This window comes from Paenibacillus alba (assembly GCF_013204855.1).
GTDB lineage: Bacteria > Bacillota > Bacilli > Paenibacillales > NBRC-103111 > Paenibacillus_E > Paenibacillus_E alba.
On record NZ_JABMKZ010000008.1, the window covers coordinates 143,322 to 162,707 of the forward strand.

Here is a 19,386-nt window from a genome sequence, read left to right on the forward strand (position 1 = left end):
TTCAAGTTAAGTTTAGCATAAGGAAAGGAACTGAAGAAACACAAAAGATGATCTCGGATATGGTTAATACCTGGATTGGATGAAAATAGCACGAACACTAAAGAATATCTACTCTCTTGATGGACATATTTCTCCAATCGAAAGGCGCTTAGTCGACAAGCGCTTATTTTCGTGTTAAAACCCATTGAATATAGCTTAATAAAGCAAAATACTGCATATTATTATTATAAAAACGCAAAAAACCGTTGAAATGATGATTGCTTACCTGTATACTTTAGCTATAACGCACGCAAGAAGCGTTGAATTAACGATTCAATGGAGGGTGAAGCACTCATGAAAATTCATTTTCTCGGAACGGCGGCGGCCGAAGGATTTCCAAATGTATTTTGCCGTTGCGAGGCGTGCCTTGCTTCGCGAAGGCTCGGCGGAAAGAACATACGCACTAGAGCTTCCGTTATCGTCGACGATACCTGGAAGTTCGATTATTCGGCCGACTCGCAAATGCAGGCTCTTCGCGATCAAATCGATATGGGACAGATCGAGCATCTGCTAGTGACCCATACGCATTACGATCATTTTTATCCTAAGGATCTGATAAGCCGGAGCGAAGGCTTCACTCACGTCATCGACCATCCACTGCGCATTTACGGCAACGATCTTGTCATGCATCATGCACGGCAGGCGCTAGGGCAGTATCAAGGCGATCGGTTCGCTTTCCAGCGAATGAAGCCATTTCAGCAGGCAACGATCGGTTCGGCCACCGTTACGCCGCTGCCTGCGGATCACGATCCGATGGAAACGTGCTTGCTCTACTTTGTCGAGAAAGACGGGAAAACCCTTTTTTATGGCAACGATACGGGGTGGTTCCCGGAAGAAACCTGGATGTGGCTAAAGGGCAAAAAAATCGATATGGCAATACTGGATTGCACCCATGGGGAGACCGGAAATAAGCGGAGCCGCGGTCATATGAGCGCGGATACGATTCTGGAGGTCCAACAAGTTTTCGCCCAGGAACGGATTCTTACGGAACCTGACCGTATCTATCTCACGCACTTCACCCATAATTCCAAACTGCTGCATGACGATTGGGAAAGGCTTTTCGAGCCTTACGGCATCCAAATTGCTTATGACGGATTAACTGTCCATATTTAACTTAAGGAGTATATATGAACCTTTCTACACCTGAGGACCGGTCTGGCATAAGTCAGCGGCCGATCACGGTGATCGCGATCGTTACCGCGTTCTCCTTGCTCGGAGATTCCATGCTGTATATCGTTTTGCCTATTTATTGGAGAGAAGCCGGTCTGAACGCCTTATGGGAGGTCGGCTTTCTCCTTTCCATCAACCGCTTCATCCGGTTACCGATGACCCCGCTGATCGGCATGCTTTATAAGAAAATGCCTCTCCGAACAGGCTTGATTTTTGCCATACTGCTGGCGGTCGCAACGACCATCGGTTATGGCGTCTGCAAGGGGTTCATACTATGGACCATTCTTCGCTGCATCTGGGGAATCGCCTGGTCCTTCTTGCGAATGGGCGGTTATTTGACCATTATCCATTATTCGGATGATTCGAATCGGGGCCGTCTCATGGGACGCTACAACGGAATATCCCGGCTGGGCAGCCTAGTTGGTATGTTGTTCGGCGGCATTCTCGTTCCGCTTGCCGGCATGGGCTCCGTTTCCGTCGCATTCGGATCAGTCATGCTGGTCGGACTTCCCTTTGTTGCAATCTGTATTGACGGCAATAGATCGGATGAAGCGGACTTTTCCATGTTGAATAAGGAACGGCGAGACAAACCGAAAGCAATCTGGACAACGGCTATCATCAGTATTATTACAACCGGCTTAATCGTATATCTCATCCAAACCATCCTAAGCGCCACGTTAAGCCTGGTGATCGAAACCAACTACTCGCAGCAGTTGTTGTTGATCGGGTTCGTTGTTACGAGCACGATGCTGTCTGGCGTGCTGCAGGCGGCAAGGTGGGGCTGGGAACCATTTCTCGCCACCTGGATTGGCCTCCGCTCGGACGGTCCGAGAGGGCGGTTGCCTCTGTTCGGACTGGCGCTACTCGGCGCCGCAGCCGGATATGCCATGGTGCCGTGGCAGCTTCCTATTTATTTGTGGTGCATAGTCATTCTATTCATAATGGCGACCAGTACGGCCCTTTCCACTTTAATGGATGCTTTGGCTTCGGATGTGGCCCGCCAGTCGTCTGTCATCGCGGTGATGACCGCGTACTCGGTGGCAACCGACCTGGGTTCCGCTCTCGGCCCGATGCTTATTTACTTGCTAATCGGCCTTCCAGGCGGCTTGAAGTACATCTATTTAGGAAGCGCGTTTCTTCTCCTGCTAATCGCTATATGGCACCGTCCCAGCTCGAAACTTGGGACCACGGCTTTGCGGAATGAACACGAATACTAAGCAGGAAAAAGGGGCGGTCGAGGGGCCGTAGGCAATCATTTCCGAATGTCGTTTTTTTGATGTACTTTTAGCAACAAGCAGGCTAAATGGCGCAATAAGTCGGGAATCCTTGATCTGACAAGGTTTCCCGGACTTGCCTGCGATTCGTTCATTCCTAGGTGAAAGACGGCGCTTCAGCATATTAAGATTTCATCATTTACTCGACGAGGCATTTTTGGTACCCTTAAGGGAAAACATGCTGATAAACGCAAAAACACGGAGGAATGATGAAATGCTTGCACCAGAGAGGCATCGCTTAATATTATTGGAACTGGAATCCAAAGGACAAGTCACTGTTGTAGAATTAAAGTCATTGCTGCAAGTTTCCCTTGATACGGTACGCAGGGATCTTGAACGGTTGGAGCAAGAGGATAAAATCAGGCGTGTACATGGAGGAGCTGTTTCCAAGAGAGAAGACGTAGCGACAAATCAGGCATTCTTTAAGCGTAAAATTAGCCAGAACGAAAGGAAGCAGGAACTGGCTATGTATGCTGTCGAGCTGGTGAAGGAGTATCAAGCTGTTTCTCTCAATGCCGGAACGACGAATATCGAGGTTGCCAAGCGGCTCGCCGCGCGCTTCGAAAAACTCACAGTTATAACAAATTCCCTTCGCATAGCGGATATTTTGGCGCAGAAGAAGGGTTTCACAGTTATTATTCCCGGGGGCTATCTGAATCATGAGGAGTTTTCCTTGTATGGGCGCTCGATTGAAGAGGAAATCATGAATTTCAATATCGACCTTGCTTTCATTAGTATCAATGCGATTTCCCTTGAGAAAGGGCTGACTGATTTCCGCCAGGGCGAGGCAGAGGTCATTAATGCGATGCTAAAGAGTGCCAAGCGGAGAGTTGTCGTAGCGGATTCCAGCAAATTCGAAACGGTATCCTACTTGAACATTAGTGGATTGGATCAGATTGATTCGATTGTAACGGATTCTTTCATGGATAGTGGGCTTCTGGAGACTTACAAAAAACATAATATTTCGATCATAAACGCAAGCTTATCCTAGCTTGCGTTTTTATTATGTTATCTCAAGAATAAAAAACAGCAAATAAATGCATGTTTTTTTTATTGTATGCAAAATATAGCAAAAACGATTGAATTATCGCTTTTTTCACGTATAATTAGAACTATGAACCAATCTTATAATCCAGTAGCTGTACTCCTTGATTGTGCATCCTAAATCAACTTGTTGGGGGAATATGTATGGAACGTAACCGAATTCGATTTGGGTTAATGACCGATATTCATCAGGATTTGATGTATAAAGCAAGCGATCGGCTTCAAGAATTTATAGATCAGTCGAACAAAGAGGATTTAGATTTTATTATCCAGTTGGGAGACTTTTGCTTCCCGGTCCCGGAAAACAAATCATTTCTTGGCATTTGGCAACAGTTTGACGGGCCTAACTATCATGTGCTAGGCAATCATGACATGGATATCTGTGATAAACAGTCGATTATGAGCTATCTTGGCATGAAGCGTAACTATTATTCATTTGACTGCGGCGACTACCATTTTGTTGTTTTGGATGCCAATTTTTTCCGAACGGATGATCATTATGTTGATTATTCGTTCGGAAATTATTTTAAGCACGGTGATGCCGTCGATAATCTTACGGATGAACAGTTAGTGTGGCTGAAGGAGGATTTGTCCCATACAGACAAACCTACGATTTTGTTCAGCCACCAAAGCTTGGAAGAAAAGGATGTTGGGATGAACGTCGGTATTCATAACAGCGGCAAACTTCGTGAGATTTTGCGAGAAGCCAATCAATCAGCTGGTTTCCGAAAAGTGATTGCTTGCATGAATGGCCATAATCATCTTGATGGCGTCAAAGTAATCGATGATATTTATTTCATTCATATGAACAGTATTTCTTATTACTACTTGGGGCCCGAGTTCAATTCCGTTCGGTATTCAAAGGAAATTACGGAAGAGCATCCGATTCTCAGACAATCTGTTCCCTATGAAGAACCCATTTATGCGATCATCACACTGGAGCCCGGGCTCTTGACGATAAAGGGAAAAGAATCAACGTACGTCGGCCCCGATCCGAACGTAATCGGGCACAGTAATGCAAATGCGGGTCATGTGGTATCGGCGAAGATATCAAGTAGGCAGTTGAAGTTTTAAAATAAAAACAATAAACGAAACACGGCGTTTACTCTTAGAATGTGGGGGTAAACGCCGTGTTTTTTATAAGGAAAATGCTGGATGCAAATAATACTACGATCACAGCTTGGAGTTATAATCGTTGATCTGCTCGTTTCTGTAGAAATCGCTCGTTTTTACACACCGAATTATAGAAAAACAATATAGTTGATGTTTAGAAAAGATGGATATAGGAGCTATGATAAGGTCACACCAAAAAACAATCTGCTTGTGCAGCAGACCTGGAGGGTAAATACGAAACGAGGAGTGTTGTACATGGAGAGAGTACCTGAAACTTCAATGGTCAGAGGAGGTTCTACAGCGCATAAACTTCTTGCTTTTTGGATGAAGATCAGACAGACTCATCAGTTGCTGGTTTTAGCTTTGCCTGCTTGCATCTTTGTTCTTGTTTTCAACTACATTCCCTTATACGGACTGATAGTCGCCTTTAAAAATTATAATTACAGGGACGGTATTCTCCACAGTCCATGGAGTGGTTTTAAAAATTTTGAATTTATTTTTACTTCCAGCGATGCTTGGGTCATTACTCGAAACACTTTGCTCTACAACATGGCTTTTATTTTCTCAACATTAATTGTCTCCGTTATTCTTGCCCTGCTTCTAAATCAAGTATCGAAAAAATTCATTAAATTCCATCAAACGGCGTTATTTTTCCCGTATTTTATCTCATTCGTTATTGTGAGCTATGTATGTCTTGCTTTTTTGGATATGAGTCATGGCTTTCTAAACACGATATTATCCTGGTTCGGTAAGGAGCCTGTTCTTTGGTATAACGAGTCCCAATATTGGCCTTACATTTTAATGTTAGTTAATTTATGGAAAAATGCGGGTTATTACGCCATTATCTATTACACGGCTATTATATCCATTGATTCTGAATATTTTGAAGCGGCAGAAATGGATGGCGCAAGCATTTGGCAGCAAATATGGTCAATTACCCTCCCTTTGTTGAAACCTTTAATGATTCTGCTCGTGCTGCTTCAAATAAGCCGTATTTTCTTTGGGAATTTTGATCTGTTTTATAACGTTACAATGAACTCTACCCTGCTTTATCCAACGACAGATATCATTGATACGTTTGTATTTAGAGCTTTGAGGGTCAATGGAGATATTGGCATGGCATCGGCTGCCGGTTTCTATCAATCTTTTGTTGGTCTCATTATAATCTTGCTTACAAATTTCGTCATTCGAAGGGTTAGTAAAGAAAACGCCCTGTTCTAAGGAGGTTCTTCTCAATGATCATCAAATCGCGCATGGGTCTCTTCATTATTCACATTGTATTATTGTTATCGTCGATTGCATGCATCATTCCAATTGTACTTGTTCTCACTGCGTCATTTACGAATGAAAATACGATACTTACTAAAGGATATTCCTTATTTCCGAGTTCTATCACATGGGAAGCGTATCAATTCATTTTTAAGAATCCTGAACAGATTATCAATTCCTATGTGGTTACGATCTTTGTAACAGTAACTGGAACTTTGCTAAGCATCATGATCACAGCTATGGTGGCTTATGTGATAGGTAGAAAAGATTTCTTTTTAGCGAATAAAATTTCATTTTTTATCTTTTTTACACTTTTGTTCAGCGGCGGTTTGGTGCCATGGTATATTCTCATCTCGCGAATTTTGCATTTGAAGGATTCACCGTTCGCACTCATATTGCCATATGTCGTAACCCCTTTTCTAGTCTTGTTGATGAAAGGATTCATGTCGACGATCCCATTTGCATTAATTGAATCGGCGAAAATGGATGGTGCAAGCGAATATCGTGTATTTTTCTCCATTATTATTCCAGTTAGCAAATCAGGATTAGCAACGATAGCCTTGTTCTCAGTATTAATCTATTGGAACGATTATTGGTTAAGTTTATTGTTTATTGATACAGGCAAATACGTCAGTTTGCAACTACTGCTTTATCGGATCATGTCTAACATTGATTTTTTAAATAGCGCGCTTTCAATAGGAAATACCTCTACTATCCTTTTGCCGAGTCAGTCGGCTAGATTTGCACTGGCGGTAGTTGCCGCTGGTCCCATGTTATTCATTTTTCCTTTCTTTCAACGATTTTTTGTCAAAGGAATTACAGTCGGATCCATTAAAGGTTAGACGCTTAACGTTGGTTTGATACCGTAAGGATTCAAATAATACCAAATTGCATGATCCAGGGGAGGACGAACACATGAAAATGAAGAGCAAGAGAAAAGTAGCTGGAAGCGCATTTTCGATTGTATGCGCAGTATCCTTATTTAGCGGATGCAGCAGTGGAAAAACGGAAGGGCCTACTGCTGTGGTTTCGCCGGCTGCGAGTTCGAAAATCGGGGCAGAAGCGTCTAGTCCTGCTAAGCTTGCTCCTGTGAATCTAATCATCTACAGAGTCGGCACGCCGCAGCCAGATGAAAAAGCTGTTGTTGATGCCATGAACAAAATTACCAAAGAAAAAATCAACACGACAATCACATTGAACACCATTGACTGGGGCAACTACGACGACAAAATGAAAGTGATTATTTCAGCGGGCGAGGATTGGGATTTAACGTACACAGCTTCATGGACAAATAATTTTTATAACAATGTTGCGAAGGGTGCTTTCCTGCCGTTAGACGATCTTCTGGGTAAATATGGTACGCATATCAAGGAAACGATTCCTGCGGCATTTTTTGATGGGGCGCGTGTGGATGGCAAGCTATATGGCATTACTAGTTATCAGATCATGGCTACAATGAAAGGATATTCAATCAAAAAAGATTTAGCCGATAAGTATAAGCTGGATAAAACAGCGATCAAATCGTTCCGGGATTTGGAGCCATTTCTGGAAAAGCTGAAGCGAAATGAGCCTGGTATTGTACCTACGATGAGCGGTGTGTCGATTTCCACAGAGTTTCTTTCGAGAATGGATACTGGACTCGTTTATGACGCCGTTACGGGAGATACGACCAATCCGCTTGTGATTAATGTAAAAAATAATGATTTTAAGATTAAGAACTTGTATGAACTTCCGGAAACGATGGAACATGTTAAATTGAATCGCGAGTGGTATAACAAAGAATACATTCGCAAAGACGCAGCTACCATTAAAGATTATAAAGCTGAACAAAAGACAGGCAAGTATGGCATGTTCTTAGCCGGAGCAGTAAAGCCCGGCAATGAAGGCGATACAAAAGGATGGGCAGGATTTGATGTAACCGATGTTCAACTAAGTCCATCCTACGTTTCCAATACGAGTTTAATTTCATCGCTGACCGCGATTAACCAAAACTCCAAAAATCCTGAACGCGCGATGATGTATCTGGATCTATTGTTCACGGATAAAGAATTATATCAGTTATTATGTGTAGGCATGGAAGGCAAGCATTACAAGAAAGTGGATGACAGAACCATTGAATCCTTGCCAAATGGCGGATATAATCCAGGTACGGACTGGGAATTCGGCAGCCAGTTTCATATGTTCCTTCGTCCAGGGCAGCCTAAAGATGTATGGGACCAAACGATTAAGGTGAACAAAGAAGCGATTACCTCCCCATTAATCGGCTTTGTTTTAAATCGTGAACCGATTAAAACCGAGATGGCCCAAATCGATGCAATTGTTAAACAGTACAACGGCGTAACGAATTCGCTGCTAAGTTCTGGATCTGCCGACCCGGAGAAAATCATAGCCGAAGTTAACGATAAACTTAAGAAAGCAGGACTGGATAAAGTCATCGCAGAAGCCCAAAAACAACTGGATGAATGGCGCAAGGCAAACAAAAAATAAGAGTTAGATGATCGCTCATTGCTTATACAAGCCAGTGAGCGGTTGCTTTTCCATAAAGCGGACTATTCTATTCAACTTAATTGGTTTGCTAGATGATAGCATGTACAAGGATTATTGGGAGGTTAGCGCTCGTGAGCCAGATAAAACTGCCTCGTTCTATGTTTATTCGTATGTTTACTTCATTTACGCTTGTATTTATCTGTATCTTACTGGCGCTTTCCTATATCTTATACGTTAATTTTCAAAAGATTGGCGTGAACTTCGTTTCTGGCGCTAATTCGAATGCGTTGTCACAAATCAGCTACAGTGCTACCTATTTGAACGAAGCATCGAGAACGTTCGCCATTTCTTTGTTGACCAATAATCGCGTACAATCGGTTATGTATGGTGTGAACAATGATTATGCAGATATTCAGGAGGCTTTGGAAGATGTATCCAAGTTGAAAAACGCGAATCAATTCGTTCATTCCGTCTATGTTTTTAATGGAACGAGCAACCATTTTTATTCGACTTGGCTTCAATCCAGCAATATCAAGGATTCTTTTTTTGATGATGGCGTAGTTTCTATTATTGATCAGAAAAAGCAGGCAACAAGAGGGAAGTTTTACCCTGTATTCAGAAAAATCCCTGTCTATATTTCGGCCGATGGGAAAGATATTGACAGCAATCAGAAAATGAGTGTCCTGACTTATATTTTCTATGAATATGAGGATAGAGCAGATCGCGTAAAGGGCGCCATTATTGTCAACGTGAAAGTGGATTACTTGAAAGCATTAATTCAATCTCTTTCCTCAAGCGGAAAGAATCAAGGAAGTACATGGATACTAGATGAGAACGAACAACTGATTCTTGACAACATGGAGCAATTATCGGCGGAGGAGAAAGCGGCTGTTCTCAAACCCATCGAAGAAAGCGGCAAGGGCAAGGAAGCTTTTTTTACAACAATAATTCAAGGAAAGAAACATTTGATCACCTATGTAACATCCGATGCTTTGAATTGGAAGTTCATTCATATTGTTCCTTATTCGATTATTTTTCATGATATGGAGCGGCTTGGCTGGATTACGCTTGCTTTTTGTTTAGGGATTTTGATTCCAGGGATATTCATTGTATTTTATGTATCCAAACGCTTGTATTCTCCTATTCGCGGTTTGGTGGGTAAAGTTTCGGAACTGCATCGTTCTCCGTCTTTGGTTGGAAATGAGGATGATATTGGCTATTTAAGCGATATCATTTCAAAAACTATTCAGCAGAACGAATTATTAATGAGTGACAATAAGATTGCGTTGTATTCTCAAAAAAAGGAATTTATGCGAAGACTGGTCGGCAATTCTTTGGATGATAACCCCGCTGACCTTCAATCCCGTTTGGATCAGTTTAACATCGATTTGCTAGCAGATAAGCGCCATTTTGCCGTTATTTTAATGATTGACCGTTATGAGCAATTTATGAGAACTTACAGCGCCGCAGATCAACAACTCTTTCGTTATGCGATCGGGAATGCAGCAGAAGAAATAGCGTCGCGCTCCACGCATAATTGTGCTGTTGATTTGGGAGATGAAGTTGTCTTCATTCTGGAAGCTTCCGACGAATCCTATGAGAAACAGCTTCGAGATATTAGTCTCATCATTGCGGAACTTCAAAACTGGATCCAAAGCAATCTAAAACTTTCGGTGACAGGCGTAATCGGGTATTCGGTTAAACAACTCCAGGATATATCTATTTCTTATCAAGAAGCCGTTCAGTTTACTAAGTACAGGTTCATTTTCGGACAAGGATCGATCATCTCATCGGATAAGCTAAAGCACATGAAAACGGATGACTTCCGGCCGCCGCTCCAGCTGGAAAAAACATTTGACGAACTTCTTGTATATGGAAAATATGAGGAAGCGATTCAAGCCTATGAACAGATTGTCGCCTATTTGAATCATTATTCCTACGATATTGTCATTAGCTACTTATATTATTTAACATTTATTATTTATAAGCGGATCAAAGAAATTGAAGTAAACGGACCAACCACGTTCAACATTCAATATAGTACTTTCGTTCGTATGATTAGTAGAATGGAAACTATTGGAGAAATCAACGCTGAGTTCCATGTGCTTATTCGTCAAATAGCCGAAAGTATGGTGGATTCCAAGGTAAACCGAAATCAGCAGATTGTAAGTAAAGTCATTGGAATCATAGAATCCAACTATATGGATAAATCATTATGTCAGGATAGTATTGCTTTACTCTTGAACCTATCCAAGTATCACTTGGGAAAAATATTTCGAAATGTTCACGGCAAAGCCATTGCTGAATGGTTAATGGATTATCGATTGAGTATTGCAGCAGAACTTATTACAAAGCCAAATACGAACGTGGCCGAGATTTTGGATTTAATTGGTTGGGAGAATCAAAATTATTTTTATAAGATGTTTAAGACGAAGTATGGGGTTACTACGTCTGAATACAAATTGCGGAATACGACAAGTGAAAACAAGGTGTATGATAACGGATATGGATCATAAATTGAAGAAGGCCGCCGACGACAGCGAATTGGCGGTATGTGCTTCCGCCAACAAGCATGCCGATCAGGCTTCCCAGACGGCGAGTGGAATTCCCTAATATTTCGATCACAAACGCAAGCTTATCCTGGCTTGCGTTTTTATTATGTTTTCTCAGTGTAAAAAACAGCATATAACAGCATATTATTGTTAATAATACGTAAATTATCGCAAAAAGTATTGCTTGTTTGCTTTATATCGTTTTATAATTGGAAATATCAAAGCCACCTAGAAATGAGGAGTCATGATGAGTTATCAGGAACGTATAAAGGCAGTTATTTTCGATTGGGCCGGAACCGTGATTGATTATGGTTGCTTCGCGCCGATGCATGCATTTATTCAAACTTTTGAAGAAGCGGGGGTACCGATCACGATTCGGGAAGCAAGAATGCCAATGGGCCTTCTGAAATGGGATCATATTCAAGCTATTTTGCAGATGGAAAGGGTGAATAGCGTTTGGACAGCGGCGTTTGGCAAGCAAGCGGTCAAGGAAGATATTGATCGTCTCTATGTTCGATTCGAAGCCATTTTGATGGAGTCGTTGAAACAGTATACGGATCCGATTCCCGGAGCTTTAGAAACGGTGAGAAAGCTTCGCGATGCGGGGATTGCCATCGGATCGACGACCGGCTATACCTCAGGCATGATGGAAGTTATCGTACCGGAAGCAAAGCGGAAGGGGTATTCGCCAGATTTCATGGTAGCCTCTGATCAAGTAAAGGCAGGACGGCCTTATCCCTATATGATATTGCAGAACTTAGTGGAGCTTGGCATTTATCCTCCGAAATCTGTTATCAAGGTTGGGGATACCGTATCCGACATTCAAGAAGGCAGGAATGCTGGCGTTTGGACGGTCGCAGTTATACAAGGAAGCAGCGAGCTTGGCTTAACACAAGCTGAAGTCGAGAGTATGCATACGGATGAACTCGCTGAAAGAATGAATCAAACGCGACTAACGTTTGAGCAAGCAGGGGCAGACTATATCATTGGTTCAATCACTCAGCTTCCGGCTGTCATTGAGGAACTTGAACGCAGCGGCTTGGAGAGGGGAATGAAATGAACCAATTTTATAATCCAGTAGCTGTTTCGTTAGGAGCAGAATCGGCGGAAGCATTTGCTGAGTTGTTTAACAAACGTTATGCAGATGTCAAGAGAGTATTGTTGCTTACAAGAGGAGCGGGTGTGGAACAGAGTGATTGTTTACAGCCTGTCTTGAACGCAATCTCCAAGAAGGAAACTTTATTGATTGAAGTGACCTTGAACAATCCCAATGTGGTAGATATCTTCAAGCTGAAACAGCAGATTGAGCCTTTTCAGTATGAACTTATTGTGGCCATTGGCGGAGGCAGCGTCATGGATGCAGCCAAAGTCTTGTCGGCTTTGCAGCACATGACGCTGCAAACAGCAGCCGAAGTTCGAGAAGCGATTACAAGTGAGCGTTACCGTGAGGAGCCGCACTTAGCGCCGTGGATCGGGATACCGACAACATCGGGGACAGGGTCAGAGGTCACCTGCTGGGCAACCGTATGGGACGAAGAATACGGCTGCAAATATTCCGTTTCTGATGAGAAACTTTACGCAAGCGCAGCTTTGATTCTTCCAGAGTTGACGGTTACGATGCCGCTGCGTTTAAGCGTTGCTACCGCGCTCGATGCAATGTGCCATGCAACGGAAGCGTATTGGTCCGTTCATACCAACGCAATTACCCGCGTTTACTCGCTGCAAGCGATTGAGCGAATTCGGCTAACGCTCCCCTTGTTAATCGAACAGCCGGATAATGCGGCCTGGAGAGCGCAGTTGTCCTTGGCAAGTCTGCTGGCCGGATTGGCTTTCAGCAATACGAGAACGACTGCCTGCCATTCCATATCTTACCCGCTTACAATGCTCTATGGCATCGATCATGGCATCGCTGCCAGCATCACGTTAACTGCGGTTTTGAGACACAATCTGGATGCATTAATAGAACCGGATAAGCTGCTTCGTGCATTTGGAGCAGCGAACGTGGACGAAGTGGACAATCTCATTCGGAGTATGTATAGCCTATACGGGTTGTCGAGCAGCCTTAGCTCATATGGCGTTACAGTCGAAGGCATCCGCGAGCTTGTGTCTCACTCGTATACGAAGGGGAGAATGGATAATAATCCAGTTGAAATATCCCCTGAAGATCTTGAACGGATGCTAGTTTCGTTATTATAGTCATATAAAATTATAATTAATAGGGAGGCATTTTAATTATGAAAAAGAAGATGTTAACGCTCATGATTTCTTTAGCTTTGGTTGCTGTAACAGCAGGTTGCGGTATGAAAGCCGGAGAAGCGCAGAATGGCACGCAAGCGGTAAAGACCAAAGATACCATCACTATCGCTTGGTACCCCAATGAATCCGGTGCAGATATGAAAACCTCACGGGACGAAATAGGCAAAGTGGTTGCAGCCGCAACAGGGAAAAAGGTAGAACACAAAACGACGACTGACTACACGATCGCTATTGAAGCTATTGCCAGCGGCAGTGCGGATATTGTTTATATGGGAGCGCAAGGTTATGTCGAAGCGAATGCCAAGAATAAGAAGGTCCAACCGCTAGTCGTTCAGAGCGGGGAGTCCGGAACGCTGGATGATGCTGTTTATAATAGCTGGTTAAACGTGCGCAAAGGCGATGGCGATGCCTATAAAGTCGGCACCATGTACTCCATTGAAAATATTGCCGGCAAGAAGTTTTCGTTCGTATCCAATTCCTCTACTTCCGGCTTTAAAGTTCCTTCTGGCAGAATCCTGACCTTCTTTAACAAAAAAGAAAAGTATAAGAATTTGACCGCGGATGATTTAATTCTAGGCGGCAAGGATAAATTTTTTAGCGATGTACTTTTTGGAGGAACACACCAAGGTTCCGCTGTTAATTTGTTGACGGGTAAGGCTGACGTAGCTGCTTTCTGCGATACTTGCGTGGCTAACTATATCGAGCTCAGCTCAGGGACGGCAAACATGCCTGGTGCGGTATACAAAGTAAAGCAAGGGGCGGCAGAACCGTTCAATACACTGGTTGGCAAAGAATTCGAGCTCATTTCCGTTACGCCGGTACTGAATCAACCATTTGTTATTAACACAGGTACGGTAAGCGCAGAGGACACGAAGAAATTAAAGGATGCATTTACAGCTGATGCGGTAACGAAGAACCCTCTGATCTTCCTGCCTAAAGACTCGAAGGATCCAGGCATGTTCAAGCAAAAGACCGGCAAAGAAAAGTTCCTTACCGTGGATGATGCGTTTTTCAATCCAATCAGAACGCTCTACAACTAAGTGGTATGACAACGCGTGAAACCGATTAAGGAGCAGCCATGACAATGCTATTGGAATTCAAGCAGGTATCCAAGCAATATGGTACGGATACAAAAGCGCTAACTGATGTTAATTTCGCTGTGAGAGAAGGCGAGTTTGTGTCGATTATCGGTCCCTCAGGGGCCGGTAAGTCCACATTGCTTCGCTGTATTAACCGTATGATTGATGCAAGCAGTGGAGAAATTCGCTTTCATGGCGTCGATATTTTGGCAAGTAAGAAGAGCGAGTTGAAACGGCTGAGAACCCAGATGGGGATGGTATTCCAGCATTATAATTTAGTGGATAGACTGTCTGTCATCGAAAATGTGCTGCACGGGCGTCTTGGTTACAAGTCGACACTGGAAGGGGTTTTTGGGCTTTACTCCAAGGAGGAGAAGCATCAAGCCTTGACCATTTTGAGAACACTCGGACTAGAAGAGCAGGTCTATAAGCGGTGTGATCAACTGAGCGGTGGGCAGAAGCAGAGGGTTGGGATTGCCAGAGCGCTTGTGCAGAATCCCAAAATGCTGCTTTGCGATGAACCGATTGCTTCCCTAGATCCCAATGCCTCCAAGGTAATCATGGATCATCTGCGTAATATTTCTACCACGATGGGCATCACGGTTATCGTTAACCTGCATCAAGTGGATACAGCACTGAAATACTCAGACCGGATACTCGGTGTGAACAAGGGAACGATCGTTTACAACGGTCATCCGAGCGGGATCCATCGCCAGCAGCTAGCCAGAATTTATGGTTCAGAGATTCATGAGCATCAAGAGGAATTGGAAGACCTGAAAGACCTGAAAGAACTGAAAGACCTGGAGGGCAGTTATGCAACATAATTTCTTTGCCAGAAAGCGATTGAAAACGTTGTTATACTGCGCTTTCTTGCTTGCCATAACACTAATCGCCATACTCATAACGAATTATAACGTCTTTAAAGGCTTCACTTCTATACCCAAAGCGGCCGAATGGGCATTCAACAATTTTTATCCGAACGAAAAGTCGTTGAAACGGCTTCCCGTTATTATGAGTAGTCTCTCCGAGACGGTACTTGTATCTATTGCGGCAACCGCTGTGGCAGCCTTGTTTGCCTTGATATTCGCTATTGCAGGCTCCCATACGACGGGAGCAGGTGGCGTGTTCAGTTTTGTAAGTCGATCGATCGCGACAGTGTTTCGCAACATTGATGTTTCCGCATGGTCGATGATATTGCTCATTTCTTTCGGTCAAAATGTCCTGACTGGATACTTCGCGCTATTCTTTGGCTCCTTCGGCTTCTTGACCCGCGCCTTCACAGAGTCGATTGACGAAGTAAGCGGCAGCTCTGTTGAAGCATTAAGATCAACGGGAGCGGGCTATTTTTCCATCATTTCTCAATCTGTGATTCCAGCCTGTATTCCACAGTTGATCAGTTGGATCTTGTTCATGATGGAAACGAACATCCGTCAGGCCACATTAATAGGCATTCTGACTGGCACGGGGATTGGCTTTCTTTTCAGCTTGTATTACAAAAGTCTTAATTTCAGCGCTGCATCCTTAATCGTCCTTGTTCTCGTCCTTGCTATCTTTGTCATAGAAACGGTATCTACCTATATCAGGAAGGTGATCTTGTAAAATGGACATGACCATAGGTGAGCTGAAAATGAAGAAGCCGTTCAACAAACAAAAGATGGTGATCCGGTTGACGTTGGTGTCAATCGTAATATTAACGCTGCTTGCATTCGTAACTTTTGACTATAAGGACATTCGGTTTCTAGATGCTGTCATATTGACAGCCCATACGCTTAAAACCATGTTCTTTCAGCCGCTCTTACATCACATAACCTTTGTAGAGGCGGTTAAATATTTATGTATCACCTTAGGATTGGCATTTCTGACGACGTTATTCGGCGCTGTCATTGCCTTGGTGCTCGGCTTAATGGCCGCCACCAATCTATCCAATCCTACACTTTCCATTGCAGTTAAAGGTGTAGTTGCTTTTATTAGAGCGGTTCCAACTGTTTTGTGGGTATTGATCTTTGCGGTTGCTGCGGGATTGGGAAGCGTGGCTGCAGTCATCGGCATGACGTTCCATTCTGTCAGTTATCTTGTGAAAACATATTCGGAATCTTTCGAGGAGTTAGATAAAGGGGTCATTGAAGCGTTAAAGGCAAGCGGCGCTAATTGGGTTCAAATCGTATTCCAAGCCGTTCTGCCGTCGTCGATCACGTATTTGATTTCATGGACGTTTATGCGATTTGAGATCAATTTCTCCGTAGCGCTGGCCATGGGAGCAGCCGCTGGCGCAGGAGGAATTGGGTTTGATATGTTTATGGCCAGCTCCTATTATTATGATGTGAGGGAAATCGGAGCTATTACCTATCTCATTTTGACGTTTGCCATCCTGCTGGAACTAATAGCTGGAAGGATTAAGAAGAAATTAAGGGTTCAAAAGTAAAGATGTGCATACTCGTCATCAGATAAAACCGTCAGGGAATTCCCTGACGGTTTTTCTATCGATGTAACTTTGTTGCATAAAGAATAATATTCGCTCTATTCAAACCGAGATGAGGTAGTGTACCATGAAGCTACACATTTTTCTTCTTTGGGATTGGAGGCTGACATCGTGTTTAACAGTATTTGGATGAAAAGACGAAGTGTTATTTTAACCTGGCTATTTTCTTACGTTGCCATTTTGTTTCTGCCGATTTTAATTGGTGTTTTTGTATATCGTGAATCAAACGCGGCTCTGGAGGATGAAATTCATAGGGCTAATGACGCCTTGTTGAAACAAGTACGTGAAATCATGGACAATGAATTCGAAAGTGTTTTAAGACTGAATACAGAGATTACCTGGAATACCAAAGTCCAAGATCTCATGTATGCGAATAAACTGGGGCGGGATGACTACCAGTATTCCCTGTATCAAGTGGCAATGGATTTTAAAATGTATAAAACCTTCTATCCACAAATTACTGGCTTCTATGTCTATTACACACCGGGTGATACCGGAATCATGCCTGGGTTAGTACGAAGCGGCAAGGATGTGTATGAGGAAGTCCATAACAACCCTGATTTCAGCTATGACGACTGGCTTTCCATGATAACTTCGAGAAAAGAGCCGGCTTTTGTTCCGATGGTATACAGAGGGGTGAATGGCAGCACCCATAGGTCCATTGCCCATATTAGTTATTTTACATCGAACCTTGACACGAAGCCTGAGGGAGCGGCCGTGATTCTTGTCGACGGCTCGAAGTTATTAGCTGCTCTTCAGAATGTTCAATTGTTCAATGGGGGCGAAGTGCTGGTATTGAATAAAGAGAACCAGATTCTTCTATCCTCTTCGGAAACAAATCAGCATCCGGTATTAACGAATCGGGTTCTCTCTGAAGATCAAGGCTTTTTCCATGAAACTTACAATGGACAAGACTCCGTGTTTTATTATATTGCTTCCCAAAAAACCAATCTTAAATTTGTGACTATAATGCCTAGCGCGGTAGTATGGCAAAAAGCAATTAATGTGAGGTGGATTACTTATATTAGCATTATTTTGAGTATTCTCGGGGGGAGTTTGTTAACCTTCTTCTTCTTGAAAAAAAACTACAACCCGATTAAACAATTAATTCATACCTTCACAGATGAGTCGGCGGGTCGACTACATGACGGAAGTAACGAATTTCAAATTATTCAGCACATGATCTCCAATACCGTAAATGAAAAGGAGCAAGTCAAGATTCGTCTCAAGCAGCAAAATTATTTACTGCGATCTAATTTTATGACCAGGTTATTAAAAGGCAGGTTAGACAACCAAATCCCGATAGAGGATGCGCTGCCTGCTTTCGATATGCATTTTGACAGTGAACAGTATGCCGTTCTTTTACTTTATCTAGAAACAAATAATCAGTTTTTTTCAAGCATCAAAGGGAAAAACGAAAATGAAAAGGCCAAGCTGCTTCAGTTTATCGTTGCCAATGTGGTTGAGGAGATTATGAACGCGAGGCATATTGGTTATATGACGGAGATTGATGACATGCTTGCCTGTATCATCAATTTCCGTGAAACGGGGCAGGCAGGCAGCTTGACCGAACTTCGTCAGATGGCCAGCGAAGCGCAGCAATTTTTGAAAAATAAATTTCAAATCGAACTTACGGTTTCGATCAGCAATATTCACACATCCATTGTCGATCTTTCGATTGCCTACAAAGAGTCCGTTGATGCGATGGAATATAAGCTTATTATGGGCAGAAAAGAAATTATTTCTTTTCATGAAATTCAAAATGAAGCGCTGGGCGAAATCCCTCAAGGTTATTATTACCCGCTGCAGGTGGAACAGCAGCTCATTAATTTTTTGAAAATTGGCGAATATGACAGGGCAAAGGAAACGTTGGATAACATCGTGGACAGGAATTTGAAGATCAATCAGATTTCGTTGCCCTTGGCTCGCTGCTTGATGTTTGATTTGGTAAGTACGATGCTGAAGGCGCTTCATGAAATTGGCGATACACAGGAGGAATCGTCTGGCGGTAGTTTGAAAGAGATCGAGAAGCTGACAGCATGCGAAACCATGCAGGATATGCATGAACAGCTCACAGAGATGCTGAAAGAAGTATGCAGCAACAACTTGGCCAAAAGAAAATCAACGCTAATTCAAATCAGACATCAGGATCTGCAGACACTAACGCAAAACATTGTACGTTTTATTGAAGAAAATTATCAGGACGCGGATATGAATATTTCCATGATCGGTCTGCGATTTGATATGAAATCAACCTATTTATCCAAATTATTTAGAGAGCAAACAGGAGAAGGGCTTCTCGATTACATGAATAAAGTTCGTATTGTGAAAGCAAAGGAATTGATTGAAAGTCAGAACATCACCTTGAATGACATATCAAGTCTTGTCGGGTTCAGCGATGTCAACGCATTGATCCGGATATTTAAAAAATATGAGGGGGTTACGCCCGGCAAATATAAAGAAATGTATTTAAAATAACGGAAGAAGGCTGCTGGAAAGCGGTCTTTTTTCCGTTTTGTCCGGGTAAATGAAAAATTTAATATGCGATTGTACAAAATGAAGATCGATTTTATGTTTTTTTTGATGCCGTTGGAGGATTTTAAGATATCCAAATCGGGTTTACA

15 protein-coding genes are annotated in these 19,386 nt (G+C 42.9%); all 15 read left to right on the forward strand.

Annotation, left to right across the window (positions count from 1 at the left end):
* Window positions 1–333: 333 nt before the first annotated feature.
* The 15 genes from HQN90_RS13650 to HQN90_RS39595 all read left to right on the forward strand — a co-directional run bounded on the left by HQN90_RS13650 (window position 334) and on the right by HQN90_RS39595 (window position 19,240).
* Window positions 334–1,152 carry an MBL fold metallo-hydrolase gene (locus HQN90_RS13650; protein WP_173219133.1) on the forward strand — a complete coding sequence of 273 codons (819 nt, stop codon included), beginning with the start codon at window positions 334–336 and terminating at the stop codon, window positions 1,150–1,152.
* A gap of 14 nt (window positions 1,153–1,166) precedes the next feature.
* The gene (locus HQN90_RS13655) at window positions 1,167–2,426 is read left to right on the forward strand and encodes an MFS transporter (RefSeq protein WP_173219136.1); all 1,260 of its coding nucleotides are present in this window, start codon (window positions 1,167–1,169) and stop codon (window positions 2,424–2,426) included.
* A 271-nt stretch (window positions 2,427–2,697) separates the two neighbouring features.
* Window positions 2,698–3,474 carry a DeoR/GlpR family DNA-binding transcription regulator gene (locus HQN90_RS13660; RefSeq protein WP_173219139.1) on the forward strand — a complete coding sequence of 259 codons (777 nt, stop codon included), beginning with the start codon at window positions 2,698–2,700 and terminating at the stop codon, window positions 3,472–3,474.
* A 197-nt stretch (window positions 3,475–3,671) separates the two neighbouring features.
* Entirely contained in the window at window positions 3,672–4,601 is a 930-nt protein-coding gene (locus tag HQN90_RS13665; RefSeq protein WP_173219142.1) for a metallophosphoesterase family protein, read from the forward strand.
* A 189-nt stretch (window positions 4,602–4,790) separates the two neighbouring features.
* Entirely contained in the window at window positions 4,791–5,861 is a 1,071-nt protein-coding gene (locus HQN90_RS13670) for an ABC transporter permease (protein WP_246362326.1), read from the forward strand.
* Between the two features lie 14 nt (window positions 5,862–5,875).
* Window positions 5,876–6,751 carry a carbohydrate ABC transporter permease gene (locus HQN90_RS13675; RefSeq protein WP_173219146.1) on the forward strand — a complete coding sequence of 292 codons (876 nt, stop codon included), beginning with the start codon at window positions 5,876–5,878 and terminating at the stop codon, window positions 6,749–6,751.
* 73 nt (window positions 6,752–6,824) lie between these two features.
* On the forward strand, window positions 6,825–8,396 hold the full coding sequence (locus HQN90_RS13680; protein ID WP_173219149.1) for an ABC transporter substrate-binding protein: 1,572 nt from the start codon (window positions 6,825–6,827) through the stop codon (window positions 8,394–8,396).
* A gap of 131 nt (window positions 8,397–8,527) precedes the next feature.
* Window positions 8,528–10,912: a helix-turn-helix domain-containing protein gene (locus tag HQN90_RS39590; protein WP_173219152.1), complete on the forward strand. Its 2,385-nt coding sequence runs from the start codon at window positions 8,528–8,530 to the stop codon at window positions 10,910–10,912.
* A 283-nt stretch (window positions 10,913–11,195) separates the two neighbouring features.
* Entirely contained in the window at window positions 11,196–12,008 is an 813-nt protein-coding gene (phnX, locus tag HQN90_RS13690; protein ID WP_173219375.1) for a phosphonoacetaldehyde hydrolase, read from the forward strand.
* Window positions 12,005–13,144, forward strand: a complete 1,140-nt coding sequence (locus HQN90_RS13695; RefSeq protein ID WP_173219155.1) for a phosphonoacetaldehyde reductase — start codon at window positions 12,005–12,007, stop codon at window positions 13,142–13,144. Before phnX ends, HQN90_RS13695 begins: the two co-directional genes overlap by 4 nt.
* 38 nt (window positions 13,145–13,182) lie before the next feature.
* Window positions 13,183–14,244: a phosphate/phosphite/phosphonate ABC transporter substrate-binding protein gene (locus HQN90_RS13700; protein WP_173219158.1), complete on the forward strand. Its 1,062-nt coding sequence runs from the start codon at window positions 13,183–13,185 to the stop codon at window positions 14,242–14,244.
* 38 nt (window positions 14,245–14,282) lie between these two features.
* Window positions 14,283–15,107, forward strand: coding sequence for a phosphonate ABC transporter ATP-binding protein (phnC, locus tag HQN90_RS13705; protein ID WP_173219160.1), 825 nt, complete (start codon window positions 14,283–14,285; stop codon window positions 15,105–15,107).
* The gene (locus HQN90_RS13710; protein ID WP_173219163.1) at window positions 15,097–15,882 is read left to right on the forward strand and encodes a PhnE/PtxC family ABC transporter permease; all 786 of its coding nucleotides are present in this window, start codon (window positions 15,097–15,099) and stop codon (window positions 15,880–15,882) included. The genes phnC and HQN90_RS13710 overlap by 11 nt, the downstream gene beginning before the upstream one ends.
* Window position 15,883: 1 nt before the next feature.
* The gene (locus HQN90_RS13715) at window positions 15,884–16,705 is read left to right on the forward strand and encodes a PhnE/PtxC family ABC transporter permease (RefSeq protein WP_173219167.1); all 822 of its coding nucleotides are present in this window, start codon (window positions 15,884–15,886) and stop codon (window positions 16,703–16,705) included.
* Between the two features lie 168 nt (window positions 16,706–16,873).
* Window positions 16,874–19,240 carry a helix-turn-helix domain-containing protein gene (locus HQN90_RS39595; RefSeq protein WP_173219170.1) on the forward strand — a complete coding sequence of 789 codons (2,367 nt, stop codon included), beginning with the start codon at window positions 16,874–16,876 and terminating at the stop codon, window positions 19,238–19,240.
* Window positions 19,241–19,386: the final 146 nt, after the last annotated feature.